Annotated in this window: 18 protein-coding genes and 1 tRNA gene; 16 read left to right on the top strand and 3 right to left on the bottom strand. The window is 70.7% G+C overall.

The features are described from left to right. Positions 1-7: 7 nt before the first annotated feature. From MTES_RS01305 to MTES_RS01245, 13 genes are all read left to right on the top strand, one after another. The gene (locus MTES_RS01305; RefSeq protein WP_013583358.1) at positions 8-655 is read left to right on the top strand and encodes a SatD family protein; all 648 of its coding nucleotides are present in this window, start codon (positions 8-10) and stop codon (positions 653-655) included. Further along, positions 652-1557, top strand: coding sequence for a hypothetical protein (locus MTES_RS19785; protein WP_043360879.1), 906 nt, complete (start codon positions 652-654; stop codon positions 1555-1557). Before MTES_RS01305 ends, MTES_RS19785 begins: the two co-directional genes overlap by 4 nt. 94 nt (positions 1558-1651) lie before the next feature. Next, positions 1652-2965 (top strand): tyrosine--tRNA ligase, encoded by a 1314-nt coding sequence (tyrS, locus tag MTES_RS01295; RefSeq protein ID WP_013583356.1) that lies wholly within the window; start codon positions 1652-1654, stop codon positions 2963-2965. Between the two features lies 1 nt (position 2966). Beyond that, positions 2967-3746, top strand: a complete 780-nt coding sequence (locus MTES_RS01290; RefSeq protein WP_013583355.1) for a DUF4184 family protein — start codon at positions 2967-2969, stop codon at positions 3744-3746. A gap of 155 nt (positions 3747-3901) precedes the next feature. After that, positions 3902-4804 (top strand): ParA family protein, encoded by a 903-nt coding sequence (locus MTES_RS01285; RefSeq protein WP_013583354.1) that lies wholly within the window; start codon positions 3902-3904, stop codon positions 4802-4804. Then, positions 4788-5825, top strand: a complete 1038-nt coding sequence (locus tag MTES_RS01280; RefSeq protein ID WP_013583353.1) for a segregation and condensation protein A — start codon at positions 4788-4790, stop codon at positions 5823-5825. Before MTES_RS01285 ends, MTES_RS01280 begins: the two co-directional genes overlap by 17 nt. Further along, the gene (gene scpB, locus MTES_RS01275; RefSeq protein ID WP_013583352.1) at positions 5815-6420 is read left to right on the top strand and encodes an SMC-Scp complex subunit ScpB; all 606 of its coding nucleotides are present in this window, start codon (positions 5815-5817) and stop codon (positions 6418-6420) included. Before MTES_RS01280 ends, scpB begins: the two co-directional genes overlap by 11 nt. Then, positions 6417-7193: a pseudouridine synthase gene (locus MTES_RS01270; protein ID WP_043360878.1), complete on the top strand. Its 777-nt coding sequence runs from the start codon at positions 6417-6419 to the stop codon at positions 7191-7193. Before scpB ends, MTES_RS01270 begins: the two co-directional genes overlap by 4 nt. Positions 7194-7245: 52 nt before the next feature. Then, positions 7246-8379 (top strand): prephenate dehydrogenase, encoded by a 1134-nt coding sequence (locus tag MTES_RS01265; RefSeq protein ID WP_013583350.1) that lies wholly within the window; start codon positions 7246-7248, stop codon positions 8377-8379. Continuing rightward, positions 8372-9145 (top strand): (d)CMP kinase, encoded by a 774-nt coding sequence (gene cmk, locus MTES_RS01260; RefSeq protein ID WP_013583349.1) that lies wholly within the window; start codon positions 8372-8374, stop codon positions 9143-9145. Before MTES_RS01265 ends, cmk begins: the two co-directional genes overlap by 8 nt. Beyond that, positions 9135-10658 carry a ribosome biogenesis GTPase Der gene (der, locus tag MTES_RS01255; protein ID WP_013583348.1) on the top strand — a complete coding sequence of 508 codons (1524 nt, stop codon included), beginning with the start codon at positions 9135-9137 and terminating at the stop codon, positions 10656-10658. The genes cmk and der overlap by 11 nt, the downstream gene beginning before the upstream one ends. A 175-nt stretch (positions 10659-10833) precedes the next feature. After that, positions 10834-11277, top strand: coding sequence for a DUF805 domain-containing protein (locus MTES_RS01250; protein WP_013583347.1), 444 nt, complete (start codon positions 10834-10836; stop codon positions 11275-11277). 364 nt (positions 11278-11641) lie between these two features. Further along, the gene (locus MTES_RS01245; protein ID WP_013583346.1) at positions 11642-12544 is read left to right on the top strand and encodes an NUDIX hydrolase; all 903 of its coding nucleotides are present in this window, start codon (positions 11642-11644) and stop codon (positions 12542-12544) included. A 242-nt stretch (positions 12545-12786) separates the two neighbouring features. Here the strand turns inward: MTES_RS01245 and MTES_RS01240 are convergent, their stop codons facing one another. Then, positions 12787-13170 (bottom strand): RNA-binding S4 domain-containing protein, encoded by a 384-nt coding sequence (locus MTES_RS01240; RefSeq protein WP_013583345.1) that lies wholly within the window; start codon positions 13168-13170, stop codon positions 12787-12789. Positions 13171-13212: 42 nt separating this feature from the next. Beyond that, complete coding sequence (locus MTES_RS01235) at positions 13213-13791, bottom strand: GNAT family N-acetyltransferase (RefSeq protein ID WP_013583344.1); 579 nt, start codon at positions 13789-13791, stop codon at positions 13213-13215. A gap of 133 nt (positions 13792-13924) precedes the next feature. Between MTES_RS01235 and MTES_RS01230 the strand changes: the two genes are divergently transcribed. Further along, positions 13925-13998: transfer RNA gene (locus tag MTES_RS01230), tRNA-Pro, on the top strand. Positions 13999-14272: 274 nt separating this feature from the next. Here the strand turns inward: MTES_RS01230 and MTES_RS19780 are convergent. Next, on the bottom strand, positions 14273-14584 hold the full coding sequence (locus MTES_RS19780) for a tyrosine-type recombinase/integrase (protein WP_013583343.1): 312 nt from the start codon (positions 14582-14584) through the stop codon (positions 14273-14275). Between the two features lie 729 nt (positions 14585-15313). On the opposite strand from MTES_RS19780, the gene MTES_RS01220 reads away from it, so the two are divergent. Together MTES_RS01220 and MTES_RS19170 are read left to right on the top strand one after the other, a co-directional pair. After that, entirely contained in the window at positions 15314-16333 is a 1020-nt protein-coding gene (locus tag MTES_RS01220) for a helicase C-terminal domain-containing protein (RefSeq protein ID WP_013583342.1), read from the top strand. A gap of 30 nt (positions 16334-16363) precedes the next feature. Next, the gene (locus MTES_RS19170; protein WP_013583341.1) at positions 16364-16972 is read left to right on the top strand and encodes a hypothetical protein; all 609 of its coding nucleotides are present in this window, start codon (positions 16364-16366) and stop codon (positions 16970-16972) included. The last annotated feature ends 57 nt before the right edge of the window (positions 16973-17029 follow it).

Raw genomic sequence — 17029 nt, 5'->3', positions numbered from 1 at the left:
TTATGGCATGACCATCGCTGTCATCGCCGACATCGTCGCCTCCCGGCATCTCGCTGACCGCGCCGCGGCGCAGCAGCGCATCTCCGAGACCGTGGAGCGGGTGCAGCGCGACCATTCCGTCGCCGCGGAGCCCCTCGCGGCCGTCGTCGGCGACGAACTGCAGGGGGAGTTCGCCACGCTGACCGAGGCGCTGAGCTGGCTCCTGCTGTTCCGCCTCGCCCTGCCCGACGACGTCGACTGCCGCTTCGGCCTCGGGGTCGGGGAGGTGCGCCCCATCGCCCTCGACGACCGCACCATCCCCGAGGGGCCCGCCTGGTGGGCCGCGCGCGCGGCGATCGAACACGTCGAGCGGCTGCAACAGCGCGCCGCGCCGCTCGCGCGCACGTGGATCGAGCGCGGCGAGGGGGAGGATGCCTCCATGGCCGACGCTCTCGCTCTCGCCAACGCCTACGCCCTCAGCCGCGATCAGCTGGTCTCGGCCATGAGCGAGCGCGCGCGCCGGCTCACCTACGGCCGATGCCTCGGCCACTCGCAGCGCCGGCTCGCCGAGGCCGAGGGCATCACCCAGTCGGCGGTCTCGCAGACCCTCGCCGCGGCAGGCTCCGCCGCGATCGTCGAGGGCTTCTCGGTGCTCACCGCAGGAGCACGCGCATGATCGCGGCGGGACTCCTGCTGCTCGCCGTCGGGGCGGTCGACCTGCTGCGCCAGATGGTCCATACGCGGCGCTGGCTCGCCTACACGGTGTCGGCCGTCGCTCTCATCGTCGTGTCGGCGGGACTGGATGCCGTCATCGCGGGCCTCCTCGCCGTCGCCGTCGCGGCCATCTGGACGTGGGTCATGCCCGAACGCGGTCCCACCCGCGCGGGGCTGTGGCCCGTCGCCCTGCTGGGCCTGACAGCGGCCGCGTGCGTCGTCATCGCCCGCGGGCGACCGCGGCCGGGGCCCCTGGGCGAGCTGTGGGCCGCCTACCGCCCCACGGACGCGGTGTCGGTCGATGTCATCCTGCTCGTGATCGGCTGCCTGGTGTTCCTGCTCGAGTCGGGCAACGCGGTCGTGCGCATCGCCCTGCGGTCGGAGATGGGCGAGAGCGAGACCGGGGAGTCGGCGCCGTCCGCGGAGGCCGACGTCGACACGGCAGAGAGCGCAGGGCCGGTCGCCCCGGATGCCGAGCGTCGCGCCGTCGCGGCCCCGACCGACCCCGCGGTCCGCGCCGCCGCGCCGGCCGACCCCGCCGCGCGCGCCGCCGCGCACGCCGACCCCGCCGCGCCCTCCGACCCCGCGCCGGACGAGTCGGCCCCGACCCCCGCCCCCGTGCTCAAGGGCGGCCGTCTCATCGGCCCCCTCGAGCGCATCCTCGTCTTCGTGCTCACCCTCGCGGGTGCGTACACGCTCATCGCCGCGGTGTTCGCCGCGAAGGGCATCGTCCGCTTCCCCGAGATCTCGGCCGACGGAAAGAGCGGCAACCGCGCGGAGTACTTCCTCATCGGCAGCCTCGTCAGCTGGGTGACGGCCCTCGCGGCCGCCTTCCTCGTGTGGTGGGGTGTCCACGCGGGCTGACGGCCCCGCGCCGCGGGCACGAGCGGCCGTGATCGCCGCGGAGCGCTGTGCCGCGGCATCCGGGGTCCGACACCCCCGCTGGTAGCCTGAACGGGTGTCTGCACCGATCGACGCGGCGCCCGTGAGCGCCCTCCAGCCCGCCAACGACCCGACTTTCGACAACGTCTGGGACGAGCTGGTCTATCGCGGACTCATCCACGTCTCCACCGACGAGACCGAGCTGCGCGACCTCCTCGGCGCGGGCCCCATCGTGTTCTACTGCGGCTTCGACCCGACCGCCCCGAGCCTGCACCTGGGCAACCTCGTGCAGCTGCTCACCATGCGCCGCCTGCAGCTCGCCGGACACCGCCCGCTCGGGCTCGTGGGCGGCTCGACAGGGCTCGTCGGCGATCCGCGTCCGACGGCGGAGCGCACGCTCAACACCCGCGAGACGGTCGCCGAATGGGTGGCGCGTCTGCGCGCCCAGGTCGAGCGCTTCCTCAGCTTCGAGGGCGACAGCGCCGCGCGCATGGTGAACAACCTCGACTGGACCGCGCCGCTCAGCGCGATCGACTTCCTCCGCGAGATCGGCAAGCACTTCCGCGTCGGCACGATGCTGAAGAAAGACGCCGTCAGCGCGCGCCTGAACTCCGAGGCGGGCATCAGCTACACCGAGTTCAGCTACCAGATCCTTCAGGGCCTCGACTACCTCGAGCTGTACCGCCAGTACGGGTGCGTCCTGCAGACCGGCGGCAGCGACCAGTGGGGCAACCTCACCAGCGGCACCGATCTGGTCCGCAAGGTCGAGGGGGCGTCCGTGCACGCGATCGGCACGCCGCTGATCACCAACAGCGACGGCACGAAGTTCGGCAAGAGCGAGGGCAACGCCATCTGGCTGGATGCCGACATGTGCAGCCCGTGGGCGATGTACCAGTTCTGGCTCAACACCGACGATCGCGACGTGATCGAGCGCCTGAAGGTGTTCACGTTCCTCACCCGCGCTGAGATCGAGGAGTACGCGAAGCTCGTCGAGACCGAGCCGTTCCGCCGCGCCGCGCAGAAGCGCCTGGCCCGCGAGGTCGTCACGACGGTGCACGGCGCGGAGGCGACCGAGGCCGTCATCGCCGCGACCGAAGCGCTGTTCGGCCAGGGCGACGTGAAGGCCCTGGATGCCGCTGTGCTCCGCACTGCGCTCGAGGAGCTCCCGCACGCGACGCTTGCGGCCGGGAGCACGGTGCTCGATGCGCTGACCGCCACCGGCTTGAGCGGGAGCCTCAGCGACGCGCGCCGCGCGATCGCGCAGGGCGGCGTGACCCTCGACGGCGAGAAGGTGACCAGCGACGACGCGATCGTCGAAGGCACCCTCCCGGGCGGGGTCTCGGTGCTGCGACGCGGGAAGAAGACGCTCGCGGGACTCTTCCTCCACTGATATGCCGTTCACGGTCAGCCACGCGGTCGTCGCCCTGCCTTTCGTGCGGACGCCGCTGATTCCGGCCGCGATCGCGATCGGGGCGATGACCCCCGATCTGCCCCTGTTCCTGCGCGGGGTCGTGCCCCCGTACGCGATGACGCACGACCTCGCATGGCTCCCGGTGACCGTGGTGATGGCCCTCGTGCTGCTGCTCGTGTGGCGGTGCGTCCTGCGTCCCGCCACGCGGGAGCTGCTGCCGCGGCGCATCGCCGAACGCCTGCCCGAGGGGTGGGATGCCGGTGCCCCCGCCGCGGCACGCGAGACGGTGAGCGGGGGAGTCGTCGGCATCCTGTGGCTGCTGCTGTCGCTCGCGCTCGGAGTGGTCACGCACGTGGCGTGGGATTTCTTCACCCACGAGGGTCGGGCGGGCGACGCCCTGTTCCCGGCGCTCGAGGAGCCGTGGGGGCCGCTGGCGGGCGTGAAGTGGCTGCAGTACGGGTCGGGCCTGTTCGGGCTCGCCGGGCTCGCGATCTTCGGTCTCTGGTGGCTGTCGAAGCGGGCGGCGGTGCCGGTGCGGCGGGTGCTTCCGGATGCCGTGCGCGTCGCGTGGTGGCTTTCTCTTCCGGTCGCACTGGTCGGGGCGAGCCTCGCGGCGCTCGCGGTCGAGGGAGGGTTCGGCGCGGAGTACACCCCGACCCACCTGATCTACGGCGTGCTGGTCAAGGTCGCCGCGGCGTGGGGTGCGGCGACGCTCGCGCTCGCGGTGGTGGTGCAGGTGCGGAGGCGTGTTCGCGCCTGACGCCCCGCGGGGGTTCCGGTCCCTTCGACGGGCTCAGGGACCTGGGGTGGGGGCAGCGGGGAGCGGTGGCTGAGCCTGTCGAAGCCTCCGCGCCGGGGCGCCGCCCGCGGGTCACGCGGGCGGCGGGGCGGGCGGCGGTTAGACTCGACGACGTTATGACGAAGGCGGGAGACTCGGTGTCGGCGAGCACGAAGGGCAACAAGACGGGCGCAGACGAGGTCATCCTCGGACCCACCGGTCGCCCCTACCAGGGGTTCCCCACCCCTCCGGCTCTCGACAGCCACGGACCCGCGCGCATCATCGCGCTGTGCAACCAGAAGGGCGGCGTCGGTAAGACGACGACCACCATCAACCTGGCCGCCTCGCTCGCCGGGTACGGCCGCCGCGTGCTGGCGATCGACTTCGACCCGCAGGGTGCGCTGTCGGCGGGTCTCGGCATCCAGACGCACGACGTGCCGACCATCTACGACCTGCTGCTCGACACCAAGCGCGACCCGCGCGAGGTCATCGTGTCGACGCGGGTCGAGGGTCTCGACATCCTGCCCGCGAACATCGACCTCTCGGCCGCCGAGGTGCACCTCGTCAACGAGGTCGCGCGCGAGACGATCCTCGCCCGGGTGCTCCGCAAGGTCGCGGCCGACTACGACGTCATCCTCATCGACTGCCAGCCCTCGCTGGGCCTTTTGACCGTGAACGCGCTCACCGCCGCGCACGGCGTGCTCATTCCGCTCGAATGCGAGTTCTTCGCGCTGCGCGGCGTCGCACTGCTGGTCGAGACCATCGACAAGGTGCGCGACCGCCTCAACCCGGCGATCCAGCTCGACGGCGTCCTCGCCACGATGTACGACCCCCGCACGCTGCACTCGCGCGAGGTGCTCGAGCGTGTCGTCGAGGCGTTCGGTGACGACGTCCTCGAGACGGTCATCGGCCGCACGGTGAAGTTCCCGGATGCCTCGGTCTCGGGCATGCCGATCACGGAGTTCGCGCCCGAGCACACCGCCGCCCAGGCCTACCTGCGGTTGGCGCGGGAGCTGGTCGCGCGTGGCGCCGTCGCCTGACGACACCCCCATCGCCGACGCGCCGGCTCCCGGCGGCTTCGACGAGCTCAGCCACCTTGCGGTGGAGGCACGCGAGCTCGCGGGCGAGGTCCCTGAGCCTGTCGAAGGGACCGCGGCCGATGCGTCAGGTGGCTTCGACGAGCTCAGCCACCTCGCTGAGGCAGCGCGCGAGCCCGGGGTCGAGGTCCCTGAGCCCGCGACCCAGGTCCCTGAGCCTGTCGAAGGGACCGGAACCGACGCCGCCGGCTTCCGCGTCACCCTCCCCGTCTTCGACGGCCCCTTCGACCTCCTCCTCACCCTCATCTCGCGCGCCGAGCTCGACATCACCGAGGTCGCCCTCAGCCGCGTGACCGACGAGTTCATCGCCTATCTCCGCGACCTCGGGCCCGAGAGCGATCTGGACGAGGCATCCGAATTCCTCGTCGTCGCCGCGACCCTGCTCGACATGAAGATCGCAGGTCTCCTGCCGCAGGGGGAACTCGTGGATGCCGAATCCGTGGCGCTCCTCGAGGCGCGCGACCTGCTGTTCGCCCGGCTCCTGCAGTACCGGGCGTTCAAGGAGGTGTCGGCGTGGTTCGCGCGGTGCCTGCAGCGAGAGGACCGCCGGCACACCCGCGACGTGCGGCTCGACGAGAAGTACCGCGCCGCCGTGCCGGAACTGGTGTGGACGCTGAGCCTCGACGACTTCGCCGCTCTCGCCGTCGTCGCGATGGCACCGAAGCAGATCCCCACCGTCGGGCTCGACCACCTGCACGCCCCGCTCGTGAGCATCCGCGAGCAGGCCGCGATCGTGGTGACGCTGCTGCGTTCGGCCGGGACACTGAACTTCCGCGATCTCGTCGCCGGCGTCACCGAGACGGGGGTCATCGTCGCGCGATTTCTGTCGATCCTCGAGCTGTACCGCCACGCGGCGCTGTCGTTCGAGCAGCTCGAACCGCTCGGGGAGCTGACCCTGCGCTGGACCGCCGAGCGGTGGTCGGAAGAGAACCTCGCCGCCCTGGGAGCCGATTATGACCGCTGACCCGCAGGCCCCGATCCCGGCTCCGCGGCCGAGCGATCCGGCATCCGTCGCTCGCCGGCTCGAGGCGATCCTCCTCGTCGTGGACGAACCGCAGAGCCTCGTGAGCCTCGCCGCCGCGGTCGCGGCTCCCGTGCCGGCCGTCCGCCAGGCCGTCGAGGCGCTCGTCGCCGACTACGACGGCGAGACCGGGGGACCGGTCCGCGGCTTCGAACTGCGCGAGGTCGGCGGCGGGTGGCGGCTCTACGTGCGCGAGGAGTACGACGACGTCGTCGGCGACTTCGTGAACACCCAGGCACCCTCGCGGCTGTCGCAGGCAGCGCTGGAGACCCTGGCCGTCATCGCGTACAAGCAGCCCGTGACGCGGGGGCAGGTGGCATCCATCCGCGCGGTGAATGTGGACTCGGTCGTGCGCACCCTGCTCGCGCGGGGATTGATCACCGAGGTGTTCACCGACCCCGATACGGGCGCGATCCACTACGGAACGACCGACCAACTGCTGGTCAACCTCGGCATCAACTCGCTCGACGAGCTGCCGCACATCTCGCCGTTGCTCGACGACGGCGCCGACGGATTCGACGGAGAGGTACTGAAATGAGCGACGCTTCGACAGGCTCAGCGAACGATGAGGGCGTGCGCCTGCAGAAGGTGCTCGCGAACGCGGGAGTGGCCTCGCGCCGTGTCTCGGAGGAGATGATCGTCGCGGGTCGCGTGCGTGTGAACGGCGTCGTCGTGACCGAGCTCGGCTCGCGGATCCACCCCGAGACCGACCTCGTCGACGTCGACGGCACGGCGATCCAGCTCGACACGTCGAAGCGCTACGTCATCCTGAACAAGCCCACCGGGGTCGTCAGCTCGATGAGCGACGACCGCGGGCGTCCGGACCTGCGTCAGTACACGAAGGACTGGGACGAGCGCCTCTTCAACGTCGGACGACTGGATGCCGACACCTCGGGCCTGCTCGTCCTCACCAACGACGGCGACCTGGCCCACGTGCTCGCCCACCCCTCGTTCGGTGTCACGAAGGTGTACATCGCGAAGGTCGAGGGCCAGGTCCTGCCGCAGACGATCCAGCACCTCCTCAAGGGCGTCGACCTCGAGGACGGGCGGATCGCGGCCGACAAGGCGCGCCTGCTCGACTCCTCGCGCGGCGAGAGCCTCGTCGAGCTGACGCTGCACTCGGGGAAGAACCGCATCGTCCGGCGCCTGATGGCCGAGGTCGGTCACCCCGTCATCGAGCTCGTGCGCAGGCAGTTCGGGCCGCTTCACCTGGGAACACTCCCGGTGGGCAAGGCGCGCGAGTTGACTACAGTAGAACGCGGCGCCCTGCTCACGCTGTCCCGTCGGGACGGCGACACTCCCGCGGAGTGAGCCTCCGGGGCGTCTCGCGGTGCGAGGGGCGCCGCCCAGGGCAGGAGACCCGATGAGCGAACCGAACGGAACGTCCGCGCGCGCGGCCGGGCCTTTGGCGACCCGTACGAGCGGCACCGTCCGTGTCGTCGGCTCGGGCCTGCTCGGCGCCAGCATCGGCCACGCGCTCACCGCGCGCGGCGTCGATGTGGTGCTCGTCGACGCGTCTCCGTCGCAGTTGCGCCTCGCGATCGACTACGGCGCGGGCCGCGCCGAGCAGCCCGACGACAAGCCGTCGCTCATCGTCGTCGCCACGCCCCCCGACGTGATCGCCGACGTCGTGCAGCGCGAGCTGGAGGCGTTCCCGGATGCCGTCGTCACCGACGTCGCGAGCGTCAAGCTCGAGCCGCTGCGCACGCTCCGCGAGCGCGGCGTCGATCTGACCCACTACATCGGCTCGCACCCCATGGCCGGACGCGAGCGCGGAGGAGCCATCTCGGCCCGCGCCGACATCTTCATCGGCCGCCCCTGGGTCGTGTGCCGGGATGCCGAGACCTCGGCCCACGACCTGTCCCTCGTCGAGGGGCTCGCTCTCGACCTCGGGGCGACGCTCATCGAGATGACCCCCGAGGAGCACGACGAGTCCGTCGCGCTCATGTCGCACGTTCCGCAGCTGGTCGCGAGCCTCCTCGCCGGCCGCTTCGTCGAGGCCCCCGACGGCTCGCTCCGCCTCGCGGGCCAGGGAGTGCGCGACACGACGCGCATCGCGGCATCCGCCCCCGAACTCTGGGTGCAGATCCTCGGCGCGAACGCGGCGCCCGTGGTCGACGTGCTCGACCGGCTCGCCGCCGACCTCTCCGACGTCGCCGACGCGCTGCGCGATCCCGACGTGCCCGGTGCCCGCCGTACGGTGGCCGACACGATCCGCCGCGGCAACGAGGGCGTCGAGCGCCTGCCGGGCAAGCACGGCCAGAATCGCCGGTTCGACAGCTTCGTCGTCATGGTCGACGACACCTCCGGCCAGCTGGGTCGCCTGTTCGGCGAACTCGGCGACCTCGACGTCAACGTCGAAGACCTACGCCTCGAGCACTCGCCCGGAGCGCCGTTCGGCCTCGCCGAGATCAGCGTCGTGCCCGACGCGGTCCGCCGTGCCGTCGACGGCCTCCAGCAGCGCGGTTGGCGGATTGCGAGCACCACCCATGACTGAATTCACCCCCGCCCTCTTCCGGCCCGGCCTCGCCGCGACCGGTCTCGCGACGCCCGGGTTCGCGCCGCCCGCCGAGGGGTCGGCATCCGCGCCCGTCGTCGTCGCGATCGACGGTCCCGCCGGCAGCGGCAAGTCGAGCGTGTCGAAGGCCGCGGCCACGCGCCTCGGCTACGGCTTCCTCGACACCGGCGCCGCGTACCGGGCCCTCGCGTGGCACGCGCTCGAGCACGGGATCGACACCTCCGACGCCACCGCCGTGCTCGAGATCTTCGGCGACTTCGACTACGCCATCTCGCTCGACACGACCGACCGCTGGGTGCGCGTCGGCTCCGTCGACGTCACCGACGCGATCCGCGAGCCCCGCGTGACCGACGCGGTGAGCGGGGTCGCCCGGGTCGCCCCCGTGCGGCACGCGGTGAACGAGCTGTTCCGTCGGCTCGTGGCATCCGCTGCTCTGCCGGGCGTCGTGGTCGAGGGGCGTGACATCACGACCGTCGTCTTCCCGGACGCGCCGGTACGCATCCTGCTGACCGCGGCTCCCGAGGTGCGCGCCGCGCGGCGCAGTGCCGAGCTCACCTCGCAGGATGCCGCCGCGGTCGCCGCCGCCCTGCACAAGCGCGATGCCGCTGATTCCACGGTCGTCGACTTCCTCACCGCCGCACCCGGCGTCGAGGTCGTCGATTCGACCCCCCTTGATTTCGAACAGACCGTCGATGCCGTGCTGAGCGTCGTCGACTCCACGATGGGAGCCCGCGATGGGCGTTGAAGACGAGTACGAGGGCGGGCCCGACCAGCTCGCCGAGAAGATGGCCGAGCTGGACGAGGTCCTCGCCGAACAGCGAGCCGAAGCGCTGCGCGCGGGCCTCGAGGACTTCGACCTCGATGAGGACGACGCCGCGCTGCTCGCGGGGCTGGCCTCGGGCGAGGGGGCGATCGAGTTCCTGCCGGCGCTGCCGGTGGTCGCGATCGTCGGCCGCCCGAACGTCGGCAAGTCGGCGCTGGTGAACCGCATCCTCGGCCGTCGCGAGGCCGTCGTCGAGGACACCCCGGGTGTCACGCGCGACCGCGTCACGTACAAGGCCGAGTGGCTCGACCGCCGGTTCTCGCTGGTCGACACCGGCGGGTGGGAGCCCGACGCGAAGGGCATCGACCGTTCGGTGGCGGCGCAGGCCGAGGTCGCGATCGACCTCGCCGACGTCGTGCTGTTCGTCGTGGATGCCACGGTGGGGGCGACCTCGACCGACGAGCACGTCGTGAAGCTGCTGCGCAAGAGCAAGAAGCCCGTCTTCCTCATCGCCAACAAGGTCGACGACGCCCGCCAGGAGCCCGAGGCCACGGCCCTGTGGAACCTCGGCCTCGGCGAGCCGCACCCCGTGTCGGCCATTCACGGCCGCGGCGTCGCCGACCTGCTCGACGAGCTCATGAAGGTGCTGCCCGAGGTCTCGGCGGTCGCCAAGTACGAGATCGGCGGACCGCGCCGCGTCGCGATCCTCGGTCGCCCGAACGTCGGCAAGTCGTCGCTGCTGAACAAGGCCGCGGGCGAGGAGCGCGTCGTCGTCAACGAGCTCGCGGGCACGACGCGCGACCCCGTCGACGAGGTCGTCGAGCTCGGCGGCAAGCTCTGGACGCTCGTCGACACGGCCGGCATCCGTCGCCGCGTGCACCTGTCGCAGGGTGCCGACTTCTACGCCTCGCTGCGCACGTCGACGGCGCTCGAGAAGTCCGAGGTCGCCGTCGTCGTGCTCGACGTCTCGCAGCCGATCAGCGTGCAGGACCTCAACATCATCGACCTCGTGCTCGAGTCGGGTCGTGCCCTCGTGTTGGCGTTCAACAAGTGGGACCGCCTGAACGACGACGACATGGAGAACCAGGACCGTCGCCGTTACCTCGAGCGCGAGATCGAGCAGGACCTCGCGCACGTCGCGTGGGCTCCGCGCGTCAACATCTCGGCCCGCACCGGTCGTCACCTCGACAAGCTCGTGCCGGCGCTGGAGACGGCGCTCGAGTCGTGGGACACCCGCATCCCCACCGGCAAGTTCAACGCGTTCCTGTCGGAGCTCGTCGCCGAGCACCCGCACCCGCTGCGCGGCGGCAAGCAGCCCCGCATTCTGTTCGGGACGCAGGCGGCGACGCGTCCGCCGACATTCGTGCTGTTCACGACCGGATTCCTCGACCCCGGCTACCGCCGCTTCATCCAGCGGCGCCTGCGCGAGATCTACGGTTTCGAGGGCACGCCGATCGTGCTGAACATGCGTATTCGCGAGAAGCGTCAGCGCTGATCCACGTTGTGAACGCCCCGGTCGCCGTCATAGTGGCCGGGGCGTTTCGGCGTTGTTCGCGAAACAATCACACGATTTCTCACAGAAACCTCCCAGGAATGGATACGCTGCATCAGCGGTGGGCAGGTGGCCCGCCTCCGCGGGGTGTCGCACCTCGCCCTGACAGGGAGATTTCATGACGAATCTGCACGCCGAGCCCGCGCTCGATCAGCCGTACTACGGAGCACCGTTCGGCGCGGCCGTGCGCCGCATCTTCAAGAAGTACGCGACCTTCACCGGCCGCGCGAGCCGCAGCGAGTACTGGTGGTGGATCCTCGCGAACGGCCTCGTCGTCCTCGTGCTCAACGTGCTCGCGCTCGTGACGGGCGGGGTCTCCACGGGCCCGTACGGCGAGATTCAGCTCGCCGGTGGAATCGGTGTGATCTTCGTCGTGCTCTCGGTGATCTGGGGCCTCGCGACGATCATCCCGCACATCGCGGTTCTCGTTCGCCGCCTGCACGACACCAACCGCAGCGGCTTCTGGGCGTTCATCTACTTCGTCCCGTTCGTCGGACCGATCATCCTCCTCGTCTTCACGCTGCTGGACTCGAAGCCCGAGGGCGCGCGCTTCGACCGCTGACGTTTCTCTTTCGCGTGCCCCGGCCCCGTCTGTGGGGTCGGGGCACGTGGCGTTTGTGGACGCCTCGTCGGGGCAGTCGTGGGGCGGGTCGTCGGGCGTCGGTGGGGTTGGCAGGGCGGTCGGGCGTCGGTGAGGGTTGGCAGGGCCGTCGGGCGGAGTCGGTGGGCGAGGGGCTGTTTCGGGATGGCGGTGGCTGGCGAGCCGTCGGGCGGGGCCGGTGGGGGACGCGCCGTTCCGGATGCCATGTGCGCGGTGTGTCGGCATCCGGATCCGCGGGACGGTTCGGGGTGGCCTCGCGCGGGATTGCGGCGCCAAGAGTCGACGGGCTGACCCGGGATCGCCGAGGTGTGCCAGGGTGGAAGGGATGACGATCGAGCCTCCCGCCCCGGGCGAACCGCGGCGCCCGCACGGTCCCCGCGATCCCGGGGACGCGTGGGTCGTCGCGCCGACGGGGGAGAAGTACTGGGGGCGTTTCGGCGCCGCCGGACTGCTGGCCCTCGACGCTGAGCGGGGCGTGCTGCTGCAGCACAGGGTGTCGTGGAGCCACTTCGGCGACACCTGGGCGCTCCCCGGCGGAGCACGTCACGAGAACGAGTCGGCGCGCGACGGTGCCCTGCGCGAGTCAGGCGAAGAGGCGGGGGTGCCCGAAGACGCGGTGCAGGCGCGCTTCGAGAGCGTGCTCGATCTCGGCATCTGGACCTACACGACCCTCGTGGCCGATGTCACCTCGCCGTTCGAGCCGGTGATCAGCGACCCCGAGAGCGTGGCGCTCGAGTGGGTGCCCGTCGACGAGGTCGACACCCGCCCGCTTCACCCGGGCTTCGCGGCGTCGTGGCCCGCTCTGCGCGCGGCGCTTTCCGCGCGCCCCGCGGTCGTGGTCGACGTCGCGAACGTGGTGGGCTCGGTGCCCGACGGCTGGTGGAAAGACCGCGCCGGGGCAGCCGGACGACTGCTCACCCGCCTGTCCGCGCTGACGTCGTCGGGGATGGATGCCGAGGCCCTCGGCCTTTCCGCCACGCGCTGGTTCCCGCTTGTCGCGGCCGTGCTGGAGGGTGAGGCGCGCGCGACGGAGGTCGCGCATGACGGCGTCTCGGTGCACCGCGCGAGCGGTTCGGGAGACGACGAGATCGTCAGGGTGGCATCGGAGCTCGTGGGCTCGTTCGACCCGGTGATCGTGGTGACGAGCGACCGTGGCCTCGCCGCGCGCGTCGAGGCGCTGGGCGCGTCGGTGCGCGGAACGCGGTGGTTGCTGGAGCAGCTGAGCTGAGAGGCCCGGTGTGTCATTCGCCCTTCGGCTGGCCGCCATCGGACCGTAGTCCGCGAGGGACGGTCTGAGCGAGGGCGCGGGCGTGGGGCCGTGATCAGCGGAGGACGGGGGACCGGCGGAGGATCCTGACGCGCGGTTCGTCCTCCGCGCATCCCTTGCCCTCCGCTCGTCACACGGCGGAACGCGTCACGGGCGCCGGCGCGCTACGCCGGCCGGTGCACAACCCTGGTGGGGTGACGGCGTCAATCGAGGTCGCGGCCGCGGAGCTTCTCGATGTCGCGGCGGTCGCGCTTCGTCGGGCGACCCGCACCGCGGTCGCGGACCGGGACGAATGGCATGCTCTCGCGCGGTGGAGGCGGGGGAGTGCGGTCGTCGAGCGCCTCGGCGACGAGAGCTGCCCCGACGCGCTTCGCGATCGTCTTCCTCACGACGAGGATGCGGTCGAACCCCTGGATCCGCACGCGCAGTTCGTCTCCCGGCCGCACGGGCTGCGCAGCCTTCGCACGTTCACCGTTGACGCGGACATGCCCCGCGCGGCACGCGGTGGTCGCGGCCGACCGCGTCTTGTAGACCCGGACCGCCCACAGCCAGGCGTCGACGCGCGCGGTGGTCGTGGCATCCGTCATGTCAGGTCTTTCGTCGGCGAACCTCCATCGTAGGACGGGCGCTCAGTCGCGGAGCGTGAGCGAGACCAGGGCGCGGTCGGGCTTGGGGCGGTCGACGATGTCGAAGCCCGCGGCCTCGAACACCGACACGGTGCCGCGGAAGAGCTGGTTCGACGATCGCTTCGCGGCGGTCGGATCGAGAGGGTACCCCTCGACCACGCGCGCGCCGCCGTCGCGGGCGGTGGAGACGGCGGCATCCAGGAGTCGAGCCGTCAGGCCCTTGCCGCGGTGCTCTTTGCGGACGACGAAGCACGAGACGGCCCACACGTCGTCGGCATCGAGCGGCTCCGTGGTCGAGGCGGTGACGTCGCGCGTGCGGGCGAGGCGCGGTTGGGTGGTGCGGGGTCCGACGCGCACCCAGCCGGCGGGCTCGCCGTCGATGTAGGCGATGAGTCCCGGCGGCCGGGCGCCGTCGAGTTCAGTGCGGAAGAGCTCGGTGCGTTCGTCGATGGATGCCTCTTTCCACGGGCCGTTGGGGAGGAGCCACCACTGGCATTGGCACTCCGGACCGTCGCCGCTGTCGAGCGCGACCTCGGCATCGTCGAAGCGGTCACCGGTCGCGGGGAGGATCTCGATGCTCATGCGGCGAGGGTAGTGAGGGGGTCCGACACCGGCAAGGGATTGCCGAGGAGCTCCCGCACACGCCCGGGGTGCGGCCGGTTCGCGGCGCGGTCGAGGAGCGGCTAATATAGGGGAGTTGCCCGCTCGCGGGCGACGGGATGTGGCGCAGCTTGGTAGCGCACTTGACTGGGGGTCAAGGGGTCGCAGGTTCAAATCCTGTCATCCCGACGGAATGAGAAAGGGTCCGCCTGATGGCGGGCCCTTTGTCGTTGCCACATGCAGGCCGCGGTCCGGCTGGGGCAGACGGCGCTGAAATGCCTGGTGAGAAGATTTTTCTCGAGCCGGATTCGATGAGCCTCCCGGCTTCTCTCCTCGCCGCAATGCGCCGCTCCCTTCGACGTGGGGAGTTCGGCCATAGCTCTCTCGGACGACCTGACCGCGTCGATCTGTGGATAAGGGGACCAAAAGGGGACCAAGGCTTCTGCGACGACCACCCGGTCACTCAGACACTACGAGTTGGGGGCGTGCTGCTCTGGGCACGGTGTCGCTGCCCGGCGGGGGAGAGAAACGCGCTGGCTTGTTCGGCGGCGGAGGCGAGGTGGCGGTCGTCGGGGTGGAGGTAGCCGCGGGTGGTCTCCATCGACGCGTGTCCGAGGATCTCCTGGAGCACGTGCAGCGGGACGCCGGCGTCGGCCATCCATGTGGCGCCGGTATGGCGGAGCCCTGACTGCACCAGGCTGAAGTTGTAGAGCGGTGCGGAAACGTTGCAATTGACAGCTGCCGTGTGAACGCTGAACGTGAAGCTGGTGGTCATCCGAGACGGGGCCGCGGAGATCCGCAGTGGTCCGGTCGTCGAACGGGTCAACGCGGGCGATGTCCTCGTTGTCAGCGATGCGGCGACGAGTCCGACGGCGAGAAGCACGGCTACTGTCGATCGTTTACGCGGGGGCGCTCCATCGGGGCGGCGCGAGATTGGTGGGCGCACGAAGAGTCCTTCTGTTTGTCGGGTATGCGAGCTGAGCAAGTGTCAAACGCCGTGGTTCGCAGAAGCACGAGGATTCATAGCCCCCACGGCGCGTGCAGTACTCCTCGCGTCATTTGACCGTTCGCGCCCGACCAGTCGTTCGCCTGGGGTGCTCCAGCTGTCAGATACGGAACCGTGAATGGTACTTTCCGTGCGTTCGGCGTCCTGTCGCCCACGACTGCCGAGGCCGCCGGGGCGCACAAGCAGGTCTCACGCGAACGATCCACAGCCGCAGTCTCCGTGGACGCGCGAGGGTGATCGCGGCGATGAGCACCGCCAGAAGCCGGGCGCGCATGGGGGCCGCCTGGCAGGTCGCCCGGCGAGCGCCTTCCGGCTGCCTGCGCGGCGGCGCCCGACACCAACGGGGAAACGATTCACGACGCGAGTCGAGCGGCCGGGTTGCCACGGCGGACGTGAACCAGCCCGCAGGTGACGACAATCCGGTACCGGAGACGGTACTCACCGCAGTGGCAACGCCGGTGGAGCAAAGGCGGCTGTGTCGTTGTCCCATCCGGGTACGTGGCGGAACATCTCGAGCTCGGCTACGCCGTCACCTCGCACCGGGCCCAGGGCGTCACGGTAGACGCATCACACGTCCTGGCCGGCACATCGACGATCCGGGAGAACTTCTACGTCGCCATGACCCGCGGCTCCCACGCCAACCACGCCTACATCGCCACAGACCGCCCCGACGCCGCCCACGACGACATTCCCAGCAGCGCCACCGGACGCAGCATCATCGCTGAGATCCTCCAGCACACCGGCGCGCAGCTCTCCGCGCACGAGACGATCATCGCCGAGCAGGGTAACTGGACGGGCGTCGCTCAGCTAGCGGCAGAGTACGAGACGCTCGCCGCCGCAGCCCAGCGCGACCGCTGGGAACGCCTCATCCAGGCCTCCGGACTCACTCCCGAAGAAGCAGACGACGCGATCGCCTCGCCCGCGTTCGGACCGCTAACCGCCGAACTCAGGCGAGCCGAAGCTGACAACCACAACGTCCAGTCCCTGCTGCCAGCACTCGTCCGGGCGCGAGCATTCGGCGACGCCGACGACATCGCCGCGGTCCTCCACCACCGGGTCGCGCGAGCCACCTCTCGACCCTCCGGGGCAGGCCGCACCCGCAACACCCCTCGCCTGATCGCCGGCCTGATCCCCGAAGCAACCGGCGTCATCGATCGTGAAATGGCAGACGCGCTCACCGAGCGGCAAGCCCTCATCGAGTCACGCGCGCACGCGCTCCTCGACGCCGCACTCGCGGACGGGCAGAGCTGGACCGCACATCTCAGCCGCCCGCCCGAGCACCCCCAGACACGCAAGGCGTGGAGACGATGCCTGCTCACCGTCGCCGCCTACCGCGACCGATACGCCATCACCGGGCAGCTGCCCCTGGGCTCACCCGCCCAGAGTGACACGCAGAGAATTGACGCGGGCCGGGCCTCCGCTGCACTCGGCCGCGCACAGAAGCTTGCCGATCCGGTGCGCGTGCCAGCAGATCCGCCCATCCGACCGGCCCCCTCCCGCGCCCAGCCCAGGCTCTGAAGGTCGGAGGCTGCGCGTACTCTCGGCATCATGACCGATCCCGGCGGCGCCACCTTCCCTCGATTCATCTACGTCCCCTGGGTTTCCGATCAGCCGCACTCCGCCCGCGCCGACGAGACGGTGGAACTAGCAACTGAACTCGCCGCGCAGATCCGACGACCGGTCATAGGGATCGCGAGCACCAAGGATCAGCTTCCGGACGACTGGGGGAAACGTCCTTACCGGACGCGTAAGTCCTCAGCCGCGGCGACTTCCGGCCCCGCGGTGGAAGTCCATTTCTGGCCGTCCCTCGACGACCTCGCCGCAATGAACCCCGGACGCGCCGCGCACGCTTTCATCCTCGAGTTCGGTTCCGACGACCTCAGCGGGTGGGCGCGCCACCACCACGCCGTCCACTTCGACACCAAGGATGAGCTCACCCCCGCGCTGTCCGCCGAAGCGATCAGCCTGTACGAGAGCATCGACCGGATCGGAAACAACAGCTGGCACGACGACTACGGCAAACGCGACGCCCTCCGCGATCTCCGCCGGCTCCGCGACATCGGCGAACTGGACCCCGGCGACCTCGCCGGATACATGATCGGACGCCACAGCCATACCGCCATCCGCAAGCTCCTCGAACTTGCCAAGAAGGCCTAAGCGCTGCGATCGTGGCCCATGGGCACCGCATCCGGGGGAGCGGGCCCCTTACGGATG

This window comes from Microbacterium testaceum StLB037 (genome assembly GCF_000202635.1).
GTDB classification, from domain to species: domain Bacteria; phylum Actinomycetota; class Actinomycetes; order Actinomycetales; family Microbacteriaceae; genus Microbacterium; species Microbacterium testaceum_F.
The sequence above is the reverse complement of the archived record's forward strand: the minus strand, read 5'-3'. Positions and strand labels throughout refer to the sequence as shown.

What these genes read in the sequence shown, in the direction of transcription:
- MTES_RS01235 (WP_013583344.1), bottom strand. Translation starts at nt 13,791, where the DNA reads ATGAGCATCGAGATCCTCCCCGCGACCGGTGACCGCTTCGACGATGCC.
- MTES_RS19780 (WP_013583343.1), bottom strand. Translation starts at nt 14,584, where the DNA reads ATGACCACCAGCTTCACGTTCAGCGTTCACACGGCAGCTGTCAATTGC.
- MTES_RS19170 (WP_013583341.1), top strand. Translation starts at nt 16,364, where the DNA reads ATGACCGATCCCGGCGGCGCCACCTTCCCTCGATTCATCTACGTCCCC.
- MTES_RS01245 (WP_013583346.1), top strand. Translation starts at nt 11,642, where the DNA reads ATGACGATCGAGCCTCCCGCCCCGGGCGAACCGCGGCGCCCGCACGGT.
- MTES_RS19785 (WP_043360879.1), top strand. Translation starts at nt 652, where the DNA reads ATGATCGCGGCGGGACTCCTGCTGCTCGCCGTCGGGGCGGTCGACCTG.
- cmk (WP_013583349.1), top strand. Translation starts at nt 8,372, where the DNA reads ATGACTGAATTCACCCCCGCCCTCTTCCGGCCCGGCCTCGCCGCGACC.
- MTES_RS01265 (WP_013583350.1), top strand. Translation starts at nt 7,246, where the DNA reads ATGAGCGAACCGAACGGAACGTCCGCGCGCGCGGCCGGGCCTTTGGCG.
- MTES_RS01285 (WP_013583354.1), top strand. Translation starts at nt 3,902, where the DNA reads ATGACGAAGGCGGGAGACTCGGTGTCGGCGAGCACGAAGGGCAACAAG.
- MTES_RS01305 (WP_013583358.1), top strand. Translation starts at nt 8, where the DNA reads ATGACCATCGCTGTCATCGCCGACATCGTCGCCTCCCGGCATCTCGCT.
- MTES_RS01250 (WP_013583347.1), top strand. Translation starts at nt 10,834, where the DNA reads ATGACGAATCTGCACGCCGAGCCCGCGCTCGATCAGCCGTACTACGGA.
- der (WP_013583348.1), top strand. Translation starts at nt 9,135, where the DNA reads ATGGGCGTTGAAGACGAGTACGAGGGCGGGCCCGACCAGCTCGCCGAG.
- MTES_RS01240 (WP_013583345.1), bottom strand. Translation starts at nt 13,170, where the DNA reads ATGACGGATGCCACGACCACCGCGCGCGTCGACGCCTGGCTGTGGGCG.
- scpB (WP_013583352.1), top strand. Translation starts at nt 5,815, where the DNA reads ATGACCGCTGACCCGCAGGCCCCGATCCCGGCTCCGCGGCCGAGCGAT.
- MTES_RS01270 (WP_043360878.1), top strand. Translation starts at nt 6,417, where the DNA reads ATGAGCGACGCTTCGACAGGCTCAGCGAACGATGAGGGCGTGCGCCTG.
- MTES_RS01290 (WP_013583355.1), top strand. Translation starts at nt 2,967, where the DNA reads ATGCCGTTCACGGTCAGCCACGCGGTCGTCGCCCTGCCTTTCGTGCGG.